Raw genomic sequence first — 21,888 nt, 5'->3', positions numbered from 1 at the left:
ACATGAATCAAGATTCCACTCACGACGCCGGCCCGCTGCTGCAGGTGCGTGACCTGCGCGTTTCCTTTCGGCTCGATAAAAAAACCAGCTTCGAGGCCGTCAAGGGCATCTCGTTCGACGTGCCGCGCAATGCGACGGTGGCGCTGGTGGGCGAATCGGGCAGCGGCAAATCGGTCAGCTCGCTCGCCGTGATGGGCCTGCTGGCGCCGGAAAACAGCAAGGTCGATGCGGCCAGCCGCATCCTGTTCGATGGCCGCGACCTGTTGAAAATGGCGCCGGCCGAGCGGCGCACCTTGTGCGGCAAGGACATCTCGATGATCTTCCAGGAGCCGATGTCGTCGCTCAATCCGGTGTTCACGGTCGGCTTCCAGATCGCCGAGGTGCTGCGCCTGCACATGGGCATGAGCCGCCGCCAGGCGCGCGCGCGCAGCTTGGCGTTGCTGGGCGAAGTCGGCATCCCCGACCCTGAGCGCAAGATCGACGCCTACCCGAGCCAGCTGTCGGGCGGCCAGCAGCAGCGCGTGATGATCGCGATGGCAATCGCCTGCGAGCCCAAGCTGCTGATCGCCGACGAGCCGACCACGGCGCTGGACGTGACGATCCAGAAGCAGATCATGGCGCTGATCGCCGAGCTGCAAAAAAAGCACCGGATGTCGGTGCTGTTCATCACCCACGATCTCGCCTTGGTGGGCGAGATCGCCGACCGCGTCATCGTCATGCGGCACGGCGTGGTGCGCGAGGAGGGCGCAGTGCGGCAGATTTTCAGCCAGCCGGCCGACGACTACACGAAGGCGCTGCTGCATTGCCGGCCGAACCTGGACGAGCGGCCGATGCGCTTGCCGGTGATCGACGACTATATTGCCGGCGGTGCAATGGTGGCGGTAGCGGCGCAGCCGCAGCGCTCGCGCGGCACGCAGGCGGGCGACGTGCCGGTGCTGGTGGTGGACAAGCTGTCGAAGAGTTTTTTCTTTCGCGAAGGCTTGTTCGGCAAGCGCGAATTCAAGGCCGTCAAGGACGTGTCGTTCACCCTGGCGCGCGGCAAGACGCTCGGCGTGGTGGGCGAATCCGGTTCCGGCAAGACCACCGTCGGCTTGACCTTGCTGCGGCTGCACCAGGCCACCTCGGGCACGGCGATGTTCGAAGGACGCGACCTGATCTCGATGTCCGAACGCGATTTTATGCCCTACAAGCGGCGCATCCAGATCATCTTCCAGAATCCGTACGCCTCGCTCAACCCGCGCTTCACGGTCGGCCAGATCCTGCTCGAGCCGATGCGGATCCACCGCATCGGCGCCAACGATGGCGAGCGCATCGCCGAGGCCCACGCGCTGCTGCAGAAGGTTGGCCTGCCGGCCCAGGCGTTCGGCCGCTACCCGCACGAGTTTTCGGGCGGCCAGCGCCAGCGCATCGCGATTGCGCGCTGCCTGACGATGAAGCCGGAAATACTGGTGTGCGACGAGTCGGTGTCGGCCCTCGACGTGTCGGTGCAGGCGCAGGTGCTCAATTTGCTGCAGGACCTGCAGGACGAGCTGGGGATGAGCTACATCTTCATTTCGCATGACCTGTCGGTGGTCAAGTACATGGCCGACCAGGTGATGGTGATGCACCAGGGCAGCGTGGTGGAACTGGCCGACTCGGATGAGTTGTACCGCAATCCCCAGCATGCGTACACCAGGACGCTGCTGGGTGCGATCCCGCGCGGGGTGTAGCGCAGTGGAGTAGCTCGACTACGTCTTGTCGAGGGAGTAATTCGGCTAAATTTTGCGTATTTTGCGAGACGATGTACCTAAACTACAAAGAATGCTTGCGTCCTTGAGCGGAAGTCCTTAAGCTTGGCAGTCGCCTTTTCAATTCCGATCATGACTGTTTCGATTCACGCCCCGTTGCTACCAGCCGCAACTGCCGTTACCCACGCCGCCGCCTATGCCGATGGCCCCCGCCTGCTGGCCGATGTCGGCGGCACCAACGCGCGCTTTGCGCTCGAATCGGCGCCGGGGCAGATCGGCTTCATCGCCGTGCTGCCGTGCGCCGGCTATCCGACGTTGGCAGCGGCATTGCAGGCCTACCTGGCCTCGCCGGCGCTGTCGGCTGGCATGTGCGCCGGCAGGATTCGCCACGCGGCAATTGCCATCGCCAATCCGGTCACGGGCGACCTGGTGCGGATGACCAACCACCACTGGGAATTTTCGATCGATGCGCTGCGCCGGGAGTGCGGTTTCGACACGCTGTTGGTGGAAAACGATTTCAGCGCGCTGGCGCGTGCCCTGCCGTATCTCGACGCCGGCCAGAAATGCCAGATCGGCGGCGGCGCCGCGCGCGAGCACGGTGCGATGGGGCTGCTGGGCGCCGGCACCGGCCTCGGCGTGTCCGGCCTGGTGCCGTGCCGGGAGGGGTGGAGCGCGCTGCGCAGCGAGGGCGGCCACGTCACTTTTTCGCCGGTCAACGACACCGAGATCGCCATCCTGCGCTTTGCCTGGGGCCAGTTCGAGCACGTCTCGGCCGAACGGCTGTTGTCCGGCGTCGGGCTCGAGCTGATCTACCGCGCGCTGGCCCATCACACCGGCCAGCCCGATTGCAAGCTGGCGGCGCCGGAAATCACCCGCCGCGCCCTGGGCGGCGAATGCGCGTTGTGCGACCAGGTCATCGACGTGTTTTGCGGCATGCTCGGCACCGTGGCCGGCAACCTCGCCATCACCCTCGGCGCCCAAGGCGGCATCTATATAGGCGGGGGCATCGTGCCGCGCCTGGGCGAGCGCTTCGCCGCCTCGCCGTTTCGCAGCCGCTTCGAGCAGAAGGGCCGCTTCGTCGCTTACCTGGCGCAGGTGCCGACCTTCGTCATCACCGCCGACTATCCGGCCTTTCTCGGCGTCTCGGCGATTTTGGCGGAGAAACTGGCAAGCTGATTGACAACGCCGGTCGTTGCCTGCCTGAAGGCTGTGCGCCGTTCGCCGTTTTATCAGGTACAATGGCGCCAGTTTAAAGAAACGATGTCGATCGTTCACGTAGCGCTTGCCCGGCCCCAAGCCTTTCCGCCGCTCGCAAATGAAGCGTTTCGCTTGAAAATCAACGGCTTGCGGCCCGCCATGTGTGCCGGCAGCCGTGTGGCAGAGGATGGATCTCGCCACCAGTACCATCCTGCCCACCGCGCACCGGCCCGGGCGACGGATTCCAGTGTAACGAAAGTTGTTTGCCAATCGGCCGTATTGACCACGGTTCGACGCTTCGTTGATCGGGTTTTTGATATTTTCATTGCATTGCATGCGCAAGATCCGCTGACGACATCGCTATGAATACTGATGAGGCTAAAATTGTCCTCGAAACCGCCTTGCTGTGCGCACGTGAGCCAATCTCGATCCATGGCATGAAAAAGCTGTTCGTCGATGCTGACGACAACGGTCGCGCGATGGGCACTGGCGTCGGCGCCGATTCCATCAAGCTGATGCTCGAAGAATTGCGCCACGACTGGGATGGGCGCGGCATCGAGGTCGTTAGCCTGGCAACCGGATGGCGCTTCCAGAGCCGGCCTGAAATGAAGCAATACCTTGACCGCCTGACGCCGGAAAAGCCGCCCAAATATTCGCGCGCGACACTTGAAACGCTGGCGATCATTGCCTACCGCCAGCCCGTTACGCGCGGCGACATCGAGGAAATTCGTGGCGTCGCGGTCAATTCACAGACCATCAAGATGCTCGAGGACCGCGGCTGGATCGACGTGCTGGGCCACCGCGAAGTGATCGGGCGCCCGGCGCTGCTGGGGACGACGAAGCAGTTTCTCGACGACCTCGGCCTGGCGACGCTGTCGCAGTTGCCGCCGTTGCAGGAAGTGGCCGACATGCGCGGCAGCGGCCTCGAGATGGCGGCGCTGGAAGCGGCCTTGCAGGAAAATTTTGACAAAGCGGCGGCCCCAATGGCCGCCGGCAATGATGGCGCAGGCGGCGAGATAGACGTCCCCGGCCTTGACACTTCACCCGTTGAAGTCCCAATTCACGACCCTGCGCCAGAGAAACCGGTTGACGCTGCGCCAGGTCAGCACAACCCAGAAACGAACGATGAATCCAATTAAATCCACAGACACAGCAGCCTCCGATATGGCCGACATGGCCGGCAAGGACGCAGCAGCGGCCAAGCCGAAGCGCCGTACCAAAGCCCAGATCGAGGCCGACACGGCAGCCGGCGTCAAGGCGCCGCGCGCCAAGCGCGTGGCCAAGGCCGCGCCCAATGACGCCGCCGCCGCAATCACCGTCGAAGCCGCCGATCCGGCCGCAGCGGCGCCAGCCGCGCGCAAGCCGCGCCCGCCGAAGGCGCAAACGATCGCCGCCGCACCTGCAGCATTGGCCGAGCCGACAGGGCCGGCCGATGCTGCAGATGCGGTTGCAGGCGCCGAGGTGCCAGGCGCCCGTGGCCAGCGTCCGCCGCGCGGTCCGCGCCAGATGCGCGAACAGCGCCAGCAGCGTGACGCGCTCGCCCCGCAGCTGCAGCCGCCGGTGCAAGACGCCGGGGCCGAGGCGGCCGCCGCCATCCCGCTTGCCGCGGCTGAAGGTGCCGAGGCGCGTGCGCCGCGGCCTCCACGCCCGGAGCGCGCTCCGCGTCCGAAGACCAACAAGAAGGGCAATCCCGGCCTGCAGCATCACCGCAAACCGCGCGGTAACGACGCCGACGAAGCGTTTTCGTACGTCACGTCCGACGCGTTCGACGCCAACGATGGCCCCCGCTCGCAGCCATCCAAGCCGGTCAAGCGCGACCTGACGTCGGACGACGATGCGCCCAAGCTGCACAAGGTGCTGGCCGAGGCCGGTCTCGGCTCGCGCCGCGACATGGAAGACCTGATCGTCGCCGGCCGCGTGTCGGTCAACGGCGAGCCGGCCCACATCGGCCAGCGCATCCTGCCGTCGGACGCGGTGCGCATCAACGGCAAGCTGATTCACCGTAAAGTGAGCAGCAAGCCGCCGCGTGTGCTGGTGTACCACAAGCCGGCCGGCGAAATCGTCAGCCACGACGACCCGGAAGGCCGGCCATCGGTGTTCGACCGCCTGCCGACCATGAAAGCCGGCAAATGGCTCGCCGTCGGCCGCCTCGACTTCAACACCGAAGGTCTGCTGATGTTTACCACCTCGGGCGACCTGGCCAACCGGCTGATGCACCCGCGCTACAACATCGACCGTGAATACGCGGTGCGTACGTTGGGCGAACTGGAAGAAGGCATGCGCCAGAAGCTGCTGGCCGGCGTCGAGCTCGACGACGGCACCGCGGCGTTCACCAAGATCGCCGACGGCGGCGGCGAAGGCATCAACAAGTGGTACCGCGTGGTGATCGGCGAAGGCCGCAACCGTGAAGTGCGCCGCATGTTCGAGGCAATCGGCCTGACCGTCTCGCGCCTGATCCGTACCCGTTACGGCGCGATGACCCTGCCGAGCGGCCTCAAGCGTGGCCGTTGGGAAGAGCTGGAAGAAAATGACGTGCGCGCGCTGCTGTCGGCGTTCGGCGTGGAGAAAAAAGGCGAAAAAAGTGATCGGAGCGAAAAAGGCGAGCGCGCCAGCGCGCCGGATGCCCGCGGTCCCAAAGGCCGCGCTGCCGCCGGTCCGCGCGTGCTCGACGAGGATAGCCGCAACGACGGCAACCGCATCGACCGCGTCGACGCCAACCGCAATGCCGACCCGTTCGGTCCGCCGAACGGCCGTGGCATGGGTCGTGGCGGCCGGCCGCATGGCCGCAGCCAGGCGGCGCCGGTCGGCGCCGGCTTCGGCGGCATGCCCGGCGGTCATCCAACCGCCGGTGGCGGCCAGGGTCAAGGCCGTCCGCAAGGGCAGGGACAGGGCCGTCCGCAAGGGCAGGGCCGTCCGCAAGGGCAGGGCCGGTCCGATGGTGGGCAAGGCGGCCGTCCGCAGGAGGGCCAGGGCGGTCGTCCGCAAGGCCAGGGTCGTCCAGGCGGCCAGTCCGCCGGCGGTGCGCCGAAAGGGCGCCAGCCGGATCCGCTGCAGACCACTTTTGGCTTCGGCAACGCCGGTTCGGCGCGCCGTCCCCAGGGCCCGCAAGGTCCGCGTGGCGCCGACCATGGCCTGCCACGCCGCGGCCGCCGCGGTTGATGCAATGACTGCCCGGCTTTGAAGGCATCCCGCTAATTGCAGAGCAAGTGTTGCACTAATGGATATTTGACTTGCGAGCGATTGCGGGCGGGCCTGAAAAGCGTTATAATCTGCAGTCGAATAAAGTCCCTTGCCAGCGTTAGCCTGATGCAAGTGCTTCATCTGGCAGGGAATATAAGAAGATGGGCAGATGCCCATTTTTTTTTTGGTAAAACGTTTTTAGCGGTCCGCGCGCGGGCCTGGTATCTGGAGAGATTGATTGCAGCAGTTTGATTTAATCGCCACGACAGTCGCTGGCCTCGGTTATGACCTCGTCGATGTGGAGAAGGGCGACCGCGGGATTTTGCGCGTATACATCGACTTCTCCGCCGCCGACGCCGCCGAAAAAGGCCTGATCACGGTCGAGGATTGCGCAACGGTCAGCCATCAGCTGTCGCACGTGCTGACGGTCGAGAACGTCGCTTACGAGCGGCTCGAGATCTCGTCGCCGGGGCTGGATCGCCCGGTGCGCACGCTGGCCGACTTCGCGCGCTTTGCAGGCGAGGAATGCACCGTCAAGCTGCGCGTGGCCTTTACCGGTAGCGCCAACCGCAAGACCTACACCGGGATCCTGCAGGCGCCGCAAGGCGAAAAAATCGGTTTGGAATTTGAAAGTAAGGATGGTCCGGCGCTGTTGGAGTTCACGCTCGCCGACTTGGATAAGGCACGCTTGGTGCCGCAGGTAGATTTTAAGAAGGGCAAAGCATGAGTCGCGAAGTTTTATTGTTGGTCGATGCGCTTGCGCGCGAAAAAAACGTCGATAAGGACGTCGTTTTCGGCGCGCTCGAATTCGCCCTGGCGCAAGCCACGAAGAAGCGTTACGAGGGCGAAGTCGATATTCGCGTGTCGATCGACCGCGAGTCCGGCGAGTTCGAGTCCTTCCGCCGCTGGCACGTGGTGCCTGACGACGCCGGCCTGCAATTGCCTGACCAGGAAATTCTCCACTTCGAAGCCGTCGAGACAATCCCCGACATCGAAGTCGACGAATATATCGAAGAGCCGATCGAGTCGGTTGACTTCGGCCGCCGCTTCGCCCAGGACACCAAGCAAGTGGTGCTGCAGCGCGTGCGTGACGCCGAGCGCGAACAGATTTTGGTCGACTTCCTCGAGCGCGGCGATGCACTCGTCACCGGCACCATCAAGCGGATGGAGCGCGGCGACGCGATCGTCGAATCGGGCAAGATCGAAGCACGCCTGCCGCGCGACCAGATGATCCCGAAAGAGAATTTGCGTATCGGCGACCGGGTACGCGCTTTCATCCTGCGCATCGACCGCAACATGCGCGGCCCGCAAGTGATCCTGTCGCGCACCGCGCCCGACTTCATCATGAAACTGTTCGAACTCGAAGTACCCGAGATCGAGCAGGGCCTGCTGGAAATCAAATCGGCGGCGCGCGACGCCGGCGTGCGCGCCAAGATCGCCGTCTACACCGCCGACAAGCGGATCGACCCGATCGGCACCTGCGTCGGCATGCGCGGTTCGCGCGTGCAAGCCGTTACCGGTGAGTTGGGCGGCGAGCGCGTCGACATCGTGCTGTGGTCGGACGATCCGGCCCAGTTCGTCATCGGCGCGCTGGCCCCGGCCAACGTGTCGTCGATCATGGTCGATGAAGAAAAACACGCGATGGACGTTGTCGTCGATGATGAAAACCTGGCCATCGCGATCGGCCGATCCGGCCAGAACGTGCGCCTGGCGGCCGAACTGACGGGCTGGAAGATCAACATCATGACGGCCGAGGAATCGGAAAACAAATCGGCGCAGGAGACCGCGGCGGTGCGTGCACTGTTCATGGAAAAGCTCGACGTCGATCAGGAAGTGGCCGACATCCTGGTAGAAGAAGGTTTCGCTTCGCTCGAGGAAATCGCCTACGTGCCGATCGCGGAGATGCTCGATATCGAATCGTTCGACGAAGACACCGTCAACGAACTGCGCACCCGGGCCCGCGATGCGCTGGTGACGGAAGCGATCGCGTCGGAAGAAGGCCTGGAAGGCATGGACGAGTCGCTGGTCAACCTGGATGGCATGGACCGCAACACGGCCGGCAAGCTGGGCTTGGCAGGCATCAAGAATGTCGCAGCGTTCTCAAGCCTTGCATATGACGAGTTCGGCGCCATTTTGGCGTTGCCGTCGGACCGTGCCCGTGAACTGATTAAAAATGAATTTAATGATGTGACCGACGACGAGATGAAGCTGGTCGACTCAAAGTACGATGACCGCGCCAAGGCGTTGCAGGCGAAAGCCTGGAGCCTGGCAGAACTGGCCAAGGCTTAATTTGAGTATCTTTATCATCTGTCGCGACACAAAGAAAAGAGGACTGAATGGCGAGTAACAACGTAGCCCAATTTGCCACCGAACTGAAGATGCCGGCAGACTTGCTGCTGACGCAGCTGCGTTCTGCCGGCGTCGAGAAAAGCTCGACGTCAGATCCATTGTCGAAAGATGATAAGGATAAGCTGTTGACCCATCTGCGCCATACCCACGGCACGGCGGCGGACACCGAAAAGAAGAAGATCACGCTGACGCGCAAGGAAACGACCGAGATCAAGCAGGCTGACGCTTCGGGCAAGTCACGCACGATCCAGGTAGCGGTCAAAAAAGTGCGCACCTTCGTGCAGCGCGACGAACCGGTCGCGCCGCCAGTGATCGAGGCGCCGCCGCCGGTCATTGATGTCGCCGAAGTGACGCGCCGTGAAGACGAAGCGCGCCGCCAGGCCGAGCTGATCTTGCGCCAAGAAGCGGACCTGCGCGAAAAGCAGGAACGCCTCGCCAAGCTCGACGCTGAAAAAGAAGCCCAGTCCAAGCAGGCTGAAAACGAAGCGAAGAAGGAAGCGGCCGAAGACGCCAAGCGCGCCGCGGCCCAAGCCGCCAGCGCCGGTGTTGCCGCTGCCGACGACGAAGCGAAGAAAGCTGCCGCCGCCGATGCCAAGACCAAGGCTGCCGCTGCCGCCAAGGAAGCTGCCGACCGCGTCGCAGCGAACGACAGGGCGCGCAAGGCCGTGGCCGACGAAGTCGCTGCGATCAAGGCCATGATGAACGCGCCGCGCCGTGCCATCAAGGCGCCCGAGCCGGTCGCGCCGCCCGTTGCCGCCCTGAAGCCGAAGGCGCCGGAAGGCACGCTGCACAAGCCGGCCGATAAAAAGCCGGGCGAAAAAGTCGCCGACAAGAAGCCGCTCACGGCCGACAAGAAGTCGATCAAATCGGCGAACGTTTCGTCGACTTGGTCGGACGACGCCAAAAAACGTGGTGCCCCGGGTTCGATCAAGCCTCGCGGCAACGTCGGTACCGGCGGACGCGACGGCTGGCGCGGTGGCGCCAGCAAGGGCGGTCGCCGTCCTTCGCACCACGAAGACCGCGAAACCAATTTCCAGGCGCCGACCGAAGCGGTCATCAAGGACGTCCACGTGCCGGAGACCATCACGGTCGCCGAACTGGCGCACAAGATGTCCGTGAAGGCATCGGAAGTCATCAAGCAATTGATGAAGCTGGGCCAGATGTGCACCATCAACCAGGTGCTGGACCAGGAAACGGCCATGATTCTGGTCGAAGAAATGGGCCATAAAGCATTTGCCGCCGCCGAAGACGATCCGGAAGCACTGCTGGCCGATCAGGGCGAGCAAACCCACTTCGAGTCGATGTCGCGCGCACCGGTGGTCACCGTCATGGGTCACGTCGACCACGGCAAGACCTCGCTGCTCGACTACATCCGCCGCGCCAAAGTGGCGTCCGGCGAAGCGGGCGGCATTACGCAGCACATCGGCGCTTACCACGTCGAAACGCCGCGCGGCATGATCACTTTCCTCGACACCCCGGGTCACGAAGCCTTTACGGCCATGCGTGCACGGGGAGCAAAAGCGACCGACATCGTCATCCTGGTGGTGGCGGCGGACGACGGCGTGATGCCGCAGACGAAGGAAGCGATCGCCCACGCAAAAGCTGCCGGCGTGCCGTTGGTGGTGGCGATCAACAAGATCGACAAGCCGGGCGGCAACCTGGACCGCGTGACGCAGGAACTGGTCGCCGAGCAGGTTCTGCCGGAAGAATACGGCGGCGAGTCGCCATTCGTGCCAGTGTCGGCCAAGACCGGCCAGGGTATCGACGAGCTGCTCGAGCAGGTGCTGTTGCAGGCCGAAGTGCTGGAACTGAAAGCACCGCGCGATGCGCCGGCCCGTGGCCTGGTGGTTGAAAGCCGCCTCGACAAGGGTAAAGGCCCGGTCGCCACCATCCTGGTGCAATCCGGTACCTTGCGTCGCGGCGACGTGATCCTAGCCGGTTCCTCGTTCGGCCGCGTGCGCGCCATGCTCGACGAAAACGGCAAATCGATCACCGAAGCCGGTCCATCGATTCCGGTCGAGATCCAGGGCCTGACCGAAGTGCCGGTTGCCGGTGAAGAAGTGATGGTCATGGCCGACGAGCGCAAGGCGCGTGAAATCGGTCTGTTCCGTCAAGGTAAGTTCCGCGACGTGAAACTGGCCAAGCAGCAGGCAGCGAAGATGGAAAACATGTTCGACCAGATGGCCGAAGGCGAGGTCAAGAACCTGCCGGTGATCATCAAGACCGACGTGCAAGGTTCGCAGGAAGCGCTCGTCAGCTCGTTGCAGAAATTGTCGACCAACGAAGTGCGTGTACAAGTCGTGCATGCTGCAGTGGGCGGTATTACCGAGTCGGACGTCAACCTGGCAGTGGCCTCGAAAGCGGTCATTATCGGCTTCAACACCCGGGCCGACGCCCAGGCGCGCAAGCTGGCCGAGTCGAACGGCGTCGACATCCGCTACTACAACATCATCTACGATGCGATCGACGAAGTGCGCGCCGCGTTGTCGGGCATGCTCTCGCCTGAGAAGCGCGAGACCATCACCGGCCAGGTCGAGATTCGCCAGGTCATCCTGGTGTCGAAAGTTGGCGCCGTTGCCGGTTGCCTGGTCACCGATGGTGTGGTCAAGCGGTCGTCGTCGGTGCGCCTGCTGCGCAACAACATCGTGGTGTGGACTGGCGAAATCGATTCGCTCAAACGCTTCAAGGACGACGCCAAAGATGTCCGCGCCGGCCTCGAGTGCGGCCTGTCGCTCAAGAACTACAACGACATCCAGGTTGGCGACACCCTGGAAGTGTTCGAAGTCCAAGAGATCGCCCGGACGCTGTAATCGGTTAATCGAAAAACAGCAGCAACATCGCAGGGCGTCAATCGGCATCACGCTGATTGACGCCCTGCGTTTTTTTAGAGAAGTAATAGACGATCATGGCAAAACACAGCAAAAACATTCCCGCGCGCGGCCTGCGCGTGGCCGACCAGATCCAGCGCGACCTGGCCGAAATCCTTGCCTCCGGCTTGAAAGACCCCCGCATCGGCATGGTCACCATTACCGAAGTGCAGATCACGCCCGACTACGCCCATGCCAAGGTGTTCTACACCATGCTCAACGACAAGAAGGAAGCGATCAAGAACACCAACGAGGGCCTCGCCGCCGCGTCCGGGTTCATCCGCAACCAGTTGGGCAAGCTGCTGCACATCCACACCCTGCCGGCACTGCATTTCGTGCACGACACCTCGACCTCGCGCGGCATGGAAATGTCGTTGCTGATCGACCAGGCCAACGCCACCCGCGCGGCCGACGCCGAGCCGGACGAAAAGCCGGAAGCCGAACCACAATAAATGAAACAGCCTCACGTAAAACGGGTCCGCGACCTGGTCGACGGCGTGCTGCTGCTCGACAAACCGGTCGGCCTGTCGTCGAACGACGCCCTGATCAAGGCCAAGCGGGTGCTCAACGCCAAAAAGGCCGGCCACACCGGCACCCTCGATCCGTTCGCCACCGGCCTGCTGCCGCTGTGCTTCGGCGAAGCGACCAAGTTTTCGCAAGACCTGCTGGAAGCGGACAAGACCTACGAGACCACGGTCCACCTTGGCATCAGCACCAACACCGGCGACACCGAAGGCGAAGCGATTTTTACCGGCGAAGTGAACGTCACGCGCGCGCAGATCGACGCCGTGCTGGCGCAGTGGCGCGGCCCGATCATGCAGGTGCCGCCGATGTATTCGGCCTTGAAGCGCGACGGCCGTGCGTATTACGAGTACGCCCGCGAAGGCATCACGCTGGAGCGCGAAGCGCGCCCCGTGACGATCCACCAGCTCGACTTTGTTGCCTACGAGGCGCCGTTCCTCAAGCTCCTGGTCACCTGCAGCAAGGGCACCTACATCCGCGTGCTGGGCGAAGACATCGGCAACGCCCTCGGCTGCGGCGCCCACCTGAATGCGCTGCGCCGCATTCGGGTCGGCGCGCTGACGGTCGACGGCATGGTGACGCTGGAGACCTTGCAGGCGAACCCGGCGCCGCTGTCGATGCTGGCGCCGGTCGATGCGCTGCTGTCGAGCTTTCCGGCGGTGCAACTGACGGACGAACTGGCGAAGCGCTTCCTCAACGGCCAGCGGCTGGCATTGGGCAAGGAAGACGTCGCCGTGCCGGAGCAACTGGGCCGGGTGCGCGTGTATCACCACGAGCACCTGCTTGGCACTGCCGTCTTGCGGGAATACGCGGTGCTTGCACCTGAGCGGCTGATCGTGTTTAAAGGCGGCGCTTTGTAGCGACGTCATCTCCCCGGCATATTTCATCTTTACAATCTCGCCAGCCATTGCACGCGCAGCGTACGTCCGCCAATTCACAAGCCGGCTCCCAAGGCCGTCTGTCTTTCAATTCGGCCAGCCATTGAAATTACAGGTCCTTGCGCCGGCCATCCGTGAATAATGGGTGTTACCGTGCTATACTAGTCGGTTCCAGAAATCAGAAACACCGTACACCTTCGTACACCTCGTACCTTAGTACGTACCTTCTTAGTTCCTTACGACCATGTCAAATCCAAAACGCGCAATTCGTAACATCGCTATCATCGCCCACGTTGACCACGGCAAGACCACGCTGGTGGACAAGCTGCTGCGCCAATCCGGTACTTTCCGTGAAAACCAGCAAGTCGAAGCCCGCGTGATGGATTCGAACGACCTCGAAAAAGAACGCGGCATCACGATTCTGTCGAAGAACTGTGCTGTCGAGTACAACGGCACCCACATCAACATCGTCGACACCCCAGGCCACGCCGACTTCGGCGGCGAAGTCGAGCGCGTGCTGTCGATGGTCGACTCGGTGCTGTTGCTGGTCGATGCCCAGGAAGGCCCGATGCCGCAGACCCGCTTCGTCACCCGCAAGGCGCTGGCGCTGGGTTTGAAGCCGATCGTCGTCATCAACAAGATCGACCGTCCGGGCGCCCGTCCTGACTGGGCAATCAACGCCACGTTTGAACTGTTCGACAAGCTCGGCGCCACCGACGAGCAGCTCGACTTCCCGGTCGTGTTCGCGTCGGCCCTGAACGGCTACGCCAGCCTCGACTCCTCAGTGCGCGAAGGCGACATGACCCCGCTGTTCGAAGCGATTCTGGCCCACGTGCCGGTGCGCGACGACGATCCGGACGGTCCGCTGCAGATGCAGGTCACTTCCCTCGACTACTCTTCGTACGTCGGCAAGATCGGCATTGGCCGCATCTCGCGCGGCCGTATCAAGTCGGGTCAGGACGTGCTGGTCTTGAACGGTCCCGATGCGACCCCGATCAAGGGCCGCATCAACCAAGTGCTGAACTTCAAGGGCCTCGAGCGCGTGCTGGTCGACGAAGCGGTTGCCGGTGACATCGTGCTGATCAACGGTATCGACGAAATCGGTATCGGTTCGACCATCTGCCAGCCTGACACTCCGGAAGCGCTGCCGATGTTGACCGTCGACGAGCCGACGCTGACGATGAACTTCATGGTCAACAACTCGCCGCTGGCCGGCCGCGAAGGCAAGTTCGTCACCAGCCGCCAGCTGCGCGACCGCCTCGACCGCGAACTGAAAGCGAACGTTGCGCTGCGCGTGGCGCCGACCGACGACGACACCATTTTCGAAGTATCGGGCCGCGGTGAATTGCACCTGACGATCCTGATCGAAACCATGCGCCGCGAAGGCTTCGAACTGGCCGTATCGCGTCCGCGCGTGGTCTTCAAGATGGTCGACGGCGTGCGTCACGAGCCGTTCGAGCAGTTGTCGGTCGACGTCGAAGAAGTCAACCAGGGCGGCGTGATGGAAGAACTGGGCCGCCGCCGCGGCGACCTGCAGAACATGGAATCGGATGGCAAGGGCCGTGTGCGCCTCGAGTACAAGATTCCAGCGCGCGGCCTGATCGGCTTCCAGGGCGAATTCATGACGCTCACCCGCGGTACCGGCCTGATGTCGCACGTGTTCGACGAGTACGCACCGGTCGACAACACCCGTGGCGAAATGGCTGGCCGCCGTAACGGCGTGCTGATCTCGCAGGACGACGGCGCCGCCGTTGCCTACGCCATCTGGAAACTGCAGGATCGCGGCCGCATGTTCGTGGTCCACAACGATCCGGTGTACGAAGGCATGATTATCGGCATTCACTCGCGTGACAACGACTTGGTCGTCAACCCGATCAAGGGCAAGCAGCTCACCAACGTGCGTTCGTCCGGTACCGACGAAGCGGTGCGCCTGGTGCCGCCGGTCCAGATGTCGCTCGAATACGCCGTCGAATTCATCGCCGACGACGAACTGGTCGAGATCACGCCGAAGTCGATCCGCCTGCGCAAGCGTTACTTGAAAGAGAACGAGCGCAAGCGTGCAGGCCGCGACGCGTAACAAGCAACCGGGCGCTTGACCCGCCCTGAACAAAAAGACCCGCGTCGTTTGCGGGTTTTTTTTCGTCCCGCGCAGTGAAGTGGCACGCGATCATGTACCGAAGTTCAGCTGCACGGTAGCGTCTTGTGCAGCAGTTCGGATTTGGCAGGGGCCGGCATTGTCGGCCTTGTAATATTTTTCGACCAGATTCAGTTGGAAGGGGGGCCGATGATCGCTTCCACTTCCTGGCGCGTGATTTTGCCTTCCTTCGTCAGCACCACGGCGCCCGAACGGTCGTACAACATACTGGTCGGGTACGCACGCAGTGTGAACTGGCGCAGCGCTGCTTGATCGGCCGCGATGATCGGATAAGTTACGCGCAGCCGCTCGGCAAACTGCATCACCCGGCGCGCATCCTGGCCGTCGACGGCCAGGCCGAGCACGATCAGATCCGGGTGCGACCTGCTCAGCGCTTCGAGTTCCGGCATCTCGACAAGGCATGGAGAACACCACGTTGCCCATGCATTGACCAGCACCCACTTGCCGCGGTACGCCGCCAGCGTGTGCGTCATGCCTTTCGTATCGGTCAGCTGAAACGGCGCGGCCTCGACGCACCCCAGCGCGCTCATGAGCATCAGTGCAACGAAGAAGCGTTTCATTTTTTTCTCCGTTGCGCTCAAAGCAGGCCCGACAATCCAACAACGAAGGCACGGTCAGCGCTCAACTGGACCCCGGTAACGCGCCGGTACAGCGGAAACTGAAAAAAGCCGTACACCTGCAAATTATCGGAAACCGCATAGGACAAGCCGGGGCTGGCGAATACGAATCGGGAACCGCTGTCGAGTGGCTCAGCTTCGCTGCCGCGGTCGGCACGCTTGTGTACCAGGTTCAGTTGCATCAGCAGACCGAGTCGGTCGCCAACGCCGCGCCGGTAACCGACGTCCATGTTCAGCTGCGCGCCCGGCTTGAACCCGCTGTGGCTGTTCAAGGCATGCTGGAACTGCGCCTGGCCGAACCACGACGCATTGCTGGCGCTTAGCTTCTGGTGGTAAAAGTAGCCGGCGATCAGGTCCGTGGTTCCGGTGCCTGGCTGTAAGCTGCGCTCCGCCACATCGCCGTTTGCATTGCTGACGCTGGTGTGTCCGGTGGGCAGCTTCAGGCCTAGCGTCACGCCGCTGGTACTCGGGTTGAGCGGGTCGCCGACTGCTGCAAACTGATAACGGCCGACTGCGCGCATGTCGCCCAGCTTGGTAAACTTCCATTCTTCGCGTTCCGGTTCTCCATCGCGCTTGTGCAGGTGGACGTGATCGCGTTGTGTAACCGGCGCGCTCAGCGTCAGACCCCAGCCGTTGCCGAAGTTGCGGCTGTAAGTAGCTACCAGGTTACGATTTGCCGTGCTGATCTCGTCGTCGGGGCGCGCAAACTGGCCAGCGGCGATCTTGTCGGTGCCGGAAAACAGCTGCGTCTGGTCGATATATTCATAGCGCAGGTCGAACGACGACCCCGCTTCCACCAGCGCGCTTTGGGCGCTCCAATTGGTATTGACTGTGCAAAATGCAGAGCTGCAGCTGGCGTAGGCCAGCGATGGCACGAAAGTGATGGCCATCGCTGCGGCCAAGCCAGAGGTAAGAGCTTTCATCGCTTGTTTCCTTGTCTCAAGTTAGACTTATTAGACATGTCCAATGACGATGTGTTCGCAGTTCGAGCGCGACGACTTCGGCTCGGCCAATGTCAAGAAACTGAGCAATGAAACGCACGGCAAACGCTATCGGGCCAAGCCGTTGCATATGGAGGGATGGGGCAGGTGTTCATTGTGGCCCCGAAGAAAAAACCGCGGGGTCCGCGGGTTTTTTTCGGCCATGCAAGGCGCGGATTCTCCCGCTCTTCAGCCGGTCCCCACCGCCACCCGTCCCAGCCCCGGATCGTCACTGAAAAACCCATCGATCCCTTCGGCGATGTAGCGCCGCATTTCGGCCACCGAACCGGCCTCATTGCGGGCGTTTTCGCCATTGCCGTCGCGGAAGTCCGCTGCCAAAAAACGGTTTTCCGGGCGGAAGGTCCAGATCTGCACCAATAGGCCGGCCTGGTGGGCGTTGGCGACGAGCGCGGTCGGCGTGCCGAGCCGGCCGTCAGGCTGCAGCGGGATGATGGCGCGCACCTGCGGCGCCACCACGTCGGCGTAGCGGGCGATGTCCTTCAAGCCGTCGGGCGTGACCATCCGGGCATACGTCAGCGCGCCGCCGGCCGCAGCGACGTCGCCCGGCCTGGCGTTGGCGTCGCCGACCAGCTGCATGATGCGGATGTTGGGCCGCTTGCCGAGTTTCGCGCGCAGGTAGTTGAGGTTGGCCACTTCAAACGACTGGATCCCGACCGGATGGCGGCGCGTGTAGTCGTGCGCCTCTAATGAGGCCAGGAAGCGGTCCTCGAGCGCGAGGCCGGCCTTGGCAAAGTAGGTCGAACTTTTCAGCTCGGGCACCACGCCGATGGTGCGCCCGCGGGTGGCCGCTTCGGCGGCGACGAAGTCGATGACCTCGTCCCACGTCGGTACCTGGAACATGCCGTCGTACAGCGCGTTGGCGGGACGAACCTTGGGCAAACGCTCGATCGCCCGCAGCGTCTTCAGTTCGGCCAGCGTAAAATCGTCGACGAACCAGCCGCTGTGGGTCTTGCCGTCGATCGTCTTGCTGGTGCGTCGGCCGGCGAATGCCGGCCGTTGGGCGACGTCGGTCGTTTCGGTCAGTTCCGCCTCGTGGCGCGCCACCAGCACGCCGTCTTTGGTAATGACGAGGTCCGGTTCAACGTAATCGGCGCCGTCGGCGATGGCGCGCGCGTACGCCGCCAGCGTGTGCTCTGGCCGCAGCGCCGAGGCACCGCGGTGGGCGAACACGTCGACTTTGCGCTTCGGCGGTGCGGCCGAAAAAACGGCCGGGGTGAGGCACAGCGAGCCGGCGCCGGCGATGAACTTCCTGCGATTGAGCGTCATGCCGCGCCGCCTTTCAAAAGCTTGCGCCGAGCGTCAGGAACACCTGGCGCGGCGCAATCGGAAACGTGTTGTAGGTGCCGCTGGCAGCGCCCACCAGCACCACCGAGGCGCCGGTTTCCTGGGTCAGGTTGCTGACGGTGAGTTTCAGGCGCGGTTGCTTCAGCATGGACCCTGCCGGCATCGTGAACTTGGTACCGATCGACAGGCTCATCTGGAAGTACGGGTCGACTGCCAGGTCGTTGGTAAAGGTGGCGTAACGCTTGCCGACATAGTCGCCCACCAGCTGCACTTCCCAGCCGCTATGGTTGGCGCTGGCGACGAACTTGTTCATCCATTCCGGGCTGTTCGGCACCTTCTTGCCGGCGGTACGGACCACGGCGGCGCCGTTGCTGTAGTCGTCGGCATACTCGGAGCGGTTGTACGACACGCCATCGTAGAACGAAAAGTGCTTGCCGAAATAAACGGTGCCGGCGACGTCGAGGCCGGTGGTGCGCACGCTGCCGACGTTGGCCAGGATCGGGTTGCCGCCGATGATGGACGATACCACCGGGTTCGGGCTGATCTGCAAAATCCGGTTGCTGAAATCGACGTGGTAGATGTTGGCCTGGCCTTCGATCCGGGACACCGCGCCCAGGTCGAGCTCGCGGTTGCCGCGCACGCCCACTTCATACGTCACCGACGTTTCCGGTTTGGCGGTACTTTTGAACAGGTCGAATCCGGCCTGGCTGGCAAGGCTCCATGGCGAGGCGCCGCCGGCGCCGTAGGTGACGAACTGGCGCAGGTTCTTCTGGATGTTGACAAAGACCTGGTCGCGCGGCGTCACGTCCCAGCGTGCGCCGAACTGCGGCAAGAACCATTTTTTGGTGATGATTTTACCGACCGGTAGCGCTTTCGAGCCGCCGGCAATGGCGCCGGGCGCCGGCTGGACCGGGAAGGTCCCCTCGGCAAATTGCAGGCTCGACTTGAAGCCGGCCTGCAGGGCGAAATCGGGCCGCATGCGCCACTCATCCTGTAAATGCAGCTGCACCACGTTGTTGTCGATCAGGCTGCCGTACTGGGTAATGAGCGCATTGGCCGGGCGGTCGTACGGTGTCGACGGGTTGTTCACGTCGAGCGCATACCAGCGGCGGTAGGCCGACGCCTTGTTGTGCTCCCACCAGATGCCGAAACCGATCTTGTGCGCGCCCGCTTCGGTCACGACGTTCGAGATCAGGCCGCCGCGCTTGATGTCGTATTCGGTGGTGCGGGTGGCGTAGCCGGAATTGCCAAATACCTGCTTCAGGTTCTGGTTCGGGAAGTACACGCTGAACAGGCCCGGCAAGCCGGCCACGCCGATCGGGCCGGCTACCACGCCGACGCCGTCATCGATGTGGTGGTAGGCCTGGTTGGTCCATTTGGTGGCGTCGCCCAGGTGCGCTTCGTATTTGACGTACGCCAGGTAGTCGGTACGCTGGGCATCGCTGTAGTAGTTGCGATAGTTGTTGCCGTCGGCCGCCGGCGTGGCGCCGGTTGGCGACAGGTATTTCAGCGCCGCGGCGAAGTCCGGATAGGTGAAGGGCCGGGTGTAGGGCGAGCTCGTTTCGCCGGCCAGGTGCACGGTGCTGTCTTCGTTCGGTTCGATCTTGTCGTTGTAATTGAAGTAGGCGGTCAGCACGCCGGCGCCGGTATCGCGCACGAACTTGGCGTTGAGCTGCTTGCCGCCTTGCTGGCCCTCGAAGTCCCAGGCCTTGGCGTCGAGCCGCATGGCCGACACATACATGGTATTGCCGCCGCCGAATTCGCCGGTATCGAAGCGGCCGTAGGTGCGCGACGCCTTGTAGCTGCCGAAGGTCTGTTCGACGGTAGCGCGGCGCTGCTGCAGCGGGGTGGACGAAAAGGTGTCAATGGTGCCGCCCAGATTGCTGGTCGACGGCGTAGCGAGGTCGCCGGCGCCTGACGACAGCACCACCGCGCCGACGTTTTCGCTGATCACCGCGCGCTGTGGCGACAAACCGTTGTAGTTGCCGTATTGCTGGTCGCCGAGCGGTACGCCGTCGAGCGTGTAACCCAGCTGCGAACCGCTGAAGCCATGCACGAACAGCGACAGGTTCTGTTCGTTGTTGCCCCACGGGTCGGCGCTCTGGAAGCTTACACCAGGCAGGGTTTGCAACGCCTTGATCGGATTAGTGCCCGGCAAAATTTTCTGCACTTCCGCGCCGCTCATCGCCACGGTGGAGCGGGTCGTGCGCGTCGAAATCACCACCGTTTGCATGCTCGCCTCGGTCGCTGTGGCGGCGCTGTTGGCTTCCATGTCGCCCGTGGCGCTGGTGTGCGCCTGCGCGGGACAAGAGGGTAGGGCAGAGAGTAGGGCAGAGAGCAGGGCAGTGCATGCGGCGGCGATCAGGCTGGGGGGCAAACGGCATGGCAACTTCATTTTTTGCTGAATCAATGTGAACTCCCGTAGTTGCCTGAAGCGCCAGCTGGCGGTCGCCTCGTACAAACGATTATCAAAAATGCCGTGTCAATGCAGCAGTTATACGTTTCGTTTGTGACTGGCCTATTACCTGCCCAGCCTTGGCTGCGCTGCGCTTCAAGTTCTGCTGGCCACGATTGGATCGCCACCCGGTGGGCGCGCATGCTACCAAGAAAAAAATTCACCATAACCACGGTTTTTCGGAAACTTTCAATTATTGAGTCTGTCTGAACTTGTTCTGCTTTTGATGCGGATCAAATTGTTTTAACGAAGGGCTTGCTTTTTTGTCTGGATCGACTTTCGCGTGGCCTGCCGCGCTGACGTGTTTATTCGGGATGGTCGGCCCAGTTCACCAGTTCACCAGTTCACCAGTTCACCAGTCCACCAGTTCACACCTTAATATTTATTAGGATCAATTCATGCTACAAAACGGTCATTCACATTCCCTCAATCAACTTGTAACCCGTCTTACCATCGGCGCCAGCCTGATAGGCTCCCTGATTGCTTGTGGTGGCGGCACGTCAACCGCCGACACCACGCCAGGCGTGGCATCGCCCGCCGCTGATAGCACTCAACTTGCCGCCAACTTGCGGCACGCACCAACGCCCGCCACGCCCGCCGCCGCTGACGCACCAGCGCTTGCCGCGGCAGCGACTGTGGCCGCCACACCGCCGATCGGCACGGTTCTGCCGACGCCGACCAACGTCGCCAGTGGCACCACCGTCAGCCTGCAATGCGGCACGACCTACCAGGGTACGCTCGAGCTCAACGGCAAGACCAACGTGACGGTCAAGACCGTCGGCACGTGCGGCAAGGCAGGCATTTCGCCGGGCCGCGCCATCACCGGTTGGGTCAAGGGTGCAGGCAACATCTACTCGGCACCGATCAGCTTCGCCGTCGTGCAAGTTGCCGTCGACAGCACTTTGGTCCCCGCCGCGCACTGGCCGAACCAGCCTTGGGCAACCAGCACCAGCGGCATGCCGAGCAGCGACCTGGCCGGCGCCAACCACGTATTCCTGGATAACCAATCAGTCATCCGATCGCAAGTGTTGACCGGTAACAGCGTCAGCACGGGCAAGCCGTTCTACGTCGAAGGCAAGTTGTGGATGCTCGATTCACCCGGCGAATGGGCAGTGTCGAACGGCCGCATCCACATGTGGTCGCCCGACGGCTCGAATCCTGAAGGAAAGGTCTGGGCCTCGGCCAACGGCAACGGCGTCAATGCCGACAATTCGAGCGGCATCACGATCGATGGCGTCAGGATTTTCTCGGCCACCGACGGCGTCAGCGCGAACACCTCGACCAACCTGAAAGTGTTGAATACCGATATCACCAACAGCGCCAGGGACGGTATCTGGGCCAGCGGCAGCAAGGGTTTGCAAGTGAACCTGAGCAACGTCTCGAATTCGCGCCGCAATGGTATCGACGGCTGGTACTCGGTCAACGGCGCTGTAATCACCAACTCGACCGTCAGCAACACCGGTATGAGCGGCATGCCGTCGACGACCGATGCGGGCATCATGTTCGGCGACGGCGGCACCAACACCATTGACAATGTGCGGGTCACCAATTCGGGCTACCACGGCATTAGCGTGCTGCATAACCGCAACACTTCCGTGAAGAACAGCGTGGTCGACGGCGCTTGCGTCCGACTGCACGACTGCGGCGGTATCTACA

16 protein-coding genes are annotated in these 21,888 nt (G+C 62.8%); 12 read left to right on the top strand and 4 right to left on the bottom strand.

Annotation, left to right across the window (positions count from 1 at the left end):
* Nucleotides 1–2: 2 nt before the first annotated feature.
* The 11 genes from CR103_RS02015 (at nucleotide 3) to typA (ending at nucleotide 14,797) form a co-directional block, all read left to right on the top strand.
* Complete coding sequence (locus CR103_RS02015) at nucleotides 3–1,709, top strand: ABC transporter ATP-binding protein (RefSeq protein WP_099914349.1); 1,707 nt, start codon at nucleotides 3–5, stop codon at nucleotides 1,707–1,709.
* Nucleotides 1,710–1,859: 150 nt separating this feature from the next.
* Nucleotides 1,860–2,903, top strand: a complete 1,044-nt coding sequence (locus CR103_RS02010; protein ID WP_099914348.1) for a glucokinase — start codon at nucleotides 1,860–1,862, stop codon at nucleotides 2,901–2,903.
* Nucleotides 2,904–3,290, top strand: coding sequence for a hypothetical protein (locus CR103_RS21915; protein ID WP_143752494.1), 387 nt, complete (start codon nucleotides 2,904–2,906; stop codon nucleotides 3,288–3,290).
* Nucleotides 3,287–4,063 (top strand): SMC-Scp complex subunit ScpB, encoded by a 777-nt coding sequence (gene scpB, locus CR103_RS02005; RefSeq protein WP_099914347.1) that lies wholly within the window; start codon nucleotides 3,287–3,289, stop codon nucleotides 4,061–4,063. The genes CR103_RS21915 and scpB overlap by 4 nt, the downstream gene beginning before the upstream one ends.
* Nucleotides 4,050–6,083: a 23S rRNA pseudouridine(2605) synthase RluB gene (rluB, locus tag CR103_RS02000; protein ID WP_099914346.1), complete on the top strand. Its 2,034-nt coding sequence runs from the start codon at nucleotides 4,050–4,052 to the stop codon at nucleotides 6,081–6,083. Before scpB ends, rluB begins: the two co-directional genes overlap by 14 nt.
* Before the next feature lie 259 nt (nucleotides 6,084–6,342).
* A complete protein-coding gene (gene rimP, locus CR103_RS01995; protein ID WP_099914345.1) occupies nucleotides 6,343–6,831 on the top strand; it encodes a ribosome maturation factor RimP in 489 nt (162 codons plus the stop codon).
* Nucleotides 6,828–8,393 carry a transcription termination factor NusA gene (nusA, locus tag CR103_RS01990; RefSeq protein WP_099914344.1) on the top strand — a complete coding sequence of 522 codons (1,566 nt, stop codon included), beginning with the start codon at nucleotides 6,828–6,830 and terminating at the stop codon, nucleotides 8,391–8,393. Before rimP ends, nusA begins: the two co-directional genes overlap by 4 nt.
* A gap of 47 nt (nucleotides 8,394–8,440) precedes the next feature.
* Nucleotides 8,441–11,263 carry a translation initiation factor IF-2 gene (gene infB, locus CR103_RS01985; RefSeq protein ID WP_099914343.1) on the top strand — a complete coding sequence of 941 codons (2,823 nt, stop codon included), beginning with the start codon at nucleotides 8,441–8,443 and terminating at the stop codon, nucleotides 11,261–11,263.
* A 95-nt stretch (nucleotides 11,264–11,358) separates the two neighbouring features.
* Nucleotides 11,359–11,772, top strand: a complete 414-nt coding sequence (gene rbfA, locus CR103_RS01980) for a 30S ribosome-binding factor RbfA (protein WP_099914342.1) — start codon at nucleotides 11,359–11,361, stop codon at nucleotides 11,770–11,772.
* Nucleotides 11,773–12,702 carry a tRNA pseudouridine(55) synthase TruB gene (gene truB, locus CR103_RS01975; protein WP_099914341.1) on the top strand — a complete coding sequence of 310 codons (930 nt, stop codon included), beginning with the start codon at nucleotides 11,773–11,775 and terminating at the stop codon, nucleotides 12,700–12,702.
* Nucleotides 12,703–12,964: 262 nt separating this feature from the next.
* Nucleotides 12,965–14,797, top strand: coding sequence for a translational GTPase TypA (gene typA / locus CR103_RS01970; protein WP_099914340.1), 1,833 nt, complete (start codon nucleotides 12,965–12,967; stop codon nucleotides 14,795–14,797).
* A gap of 188 nt (nucleotides 14,798–14,985) precedes the next feature.
* Here typA and CR103_RS01965 read toward each other — a convergent pair whose 3' ends face one another.
* The 4 genes from CR103_RS01965 to CR103_RS01950 form a co-directional block, all read right to left on the bottom strand.
* On the bottom strand, nucleotides 14,986–15,435 hold the full coding sequence (locus CR103_RS01965; RefSeq protein WP_099914339.1) for a TlpA family protein disulfide reductase: 450 nt from the start codon (nucleotides 15,433–15,435) through the stop codon (nucleotides 14,986–14,988).
* Between the two features lie 17 nt (nucleotides 15,436–15,452).
* On the bottom strand, nucleotides 15,453–16,415 hold the full coding sequence (locus CR103_RS01960; RefSeq protein WP_143752493.1) for a hypothetical protein: 963 nt from the start codon (nucleotides 16,413–16,415) through the stop codon (nucleotides 15,453–15,455).
* A 246-nt stretch (nucleotides 16,416–16,661) separates the two neighbouring features.
* The gene (locus CR103_RS01955) at nucleotides 16,662–17,759 is read right to left on the bottom strand and encodes a glycerophosphodiester phosphodiesterase (RefSeq protein ID WP_099914337.1); all 1,098 of its coding nucleotides are present in this window, start codon (nucleotides 17,757–17,759) and stop codon (nucleotides 16,662–16,664) included.
* A 13-nt stretch (nucleotides 17,760–17,772) separates the two neighbouring features.
* Complete coding sequence (locus tag CR103_RS01950; protein WP_229442626.1) at nucleotides 17,773–20,187, bottom strand: TonB-dependent receptor; 2,415 nt, start codon at nucleotides 20,185–20,187, stop codon at nucleotides 17,773–17,775.
* A gap of 680 nt (nucleotides 20,188–20,867) precedes the next feature.
* Here CR103_RS01950 and CR103_RS01945 point away from each other — a divergent pair.
* Nucleotides 20,868–21,888 (top strand): right-handed parallel beta-helix repeat-containing protein (locus CR103_RS01945; protein ID WP_143752492.1); only part of this gene is annotated, 1,021 nt, incomplete at its 3' end.

It is taken from the genome of Massilia psychrophila, assembly GCF_002760665.1.
In the GTDB taxonomy this organism is placed as follows: domain Bacteria; phylum Pseudomonadota; class Gammaproteobacteria; order Burkholderiales; family Burkholderiaceae_D; genus JAFCUW01.
Note: the sequence above shows the minus strand (reverse complement) of the source record. Positions and strands in the feature narration are given on the sequence as shown.

Bases quoted from the DNA above. Each gene is read 5' to 3' on its own strand.
- CR103_RS02015 (WP_099914349.1), top strand. From the start codon at position 3: ATGAATCAAGATTCCACTCACGACGCCGGCCCGCTGCTGCAGGTGCGT.
- infB (WP_099914343.1), top strand. From the start codon at position 8,441: ATGGCGAGTAACAACGTAGCCCAATTTGCCACCGAACTGAAGATGCCG.
- CR103_RS01960 (WP_143752493.1), bottom strand. From the start codon at position 16,415: ATGAAAGCTCTTACCTCTGGCTTGGCCGCAGCGATGGCCATCACTTTC.
- nusA (WP_099914344.1), top strand. From the start codon at position 6,828: ATGAGTCGCGAAGTTTTATTGTTGGTCGATGCGCTTGCGCGCGAAAAA.
- CR103_RS01955 (WP_099914337.1), bottom strand. From the start codon at position 17,759: ATGACGCTCAATCGCAGGAAGTTCATCGCCGGCGCCGGCTCGCTGTGC.
- CR103_RS02010 (WP_099914348.1), top strand. From the start codon at position 1,860: ATGACTGTTTCGATTCACGCCCCGTTGCTACCAGCCGCAACTGCCGTT.
- rbfA (WP_099914342.1), top strand. From the start codon at position 11,359: ATGGCAAAACACAGCAAAAACATTCCCGCGCGCGGCCTGCGCGTGGCC.
- truB (WP_099914341.1), top strand. From the start codon at position 11,773: ATGAAACAGCCTCACGTAAAACGGGTCCGCGACCTGGTCGACGGCGTG.
- CR103_RS01965 (WP_099914339.1), bottom strand. From the start codon at position 15,435: ATGAAACGCTTCTTCGTTGCACTGATGCTCATGAGCGCGCTGGGGTGC.
- scpB (WP_099914347.1), top strand. From the start codon at position 3,287: ATGAATACTGATGAGGCTAAAATTGTCCTCGAAACCGCCTTGCTGTGC.
- typA (WP_099914340.1), top strand. From the start codon at position 12,965: ATGTCAAATCCAAAACGCGCAATTCGTAACATCGCTATCATCGCCCAC.
- rluB (WP_099914346.1), top strand. From the start codon at position 4,050: ATGAATCCAATTAAATCCACAGACACAGCAGCCTCCGATATGGCCGAC.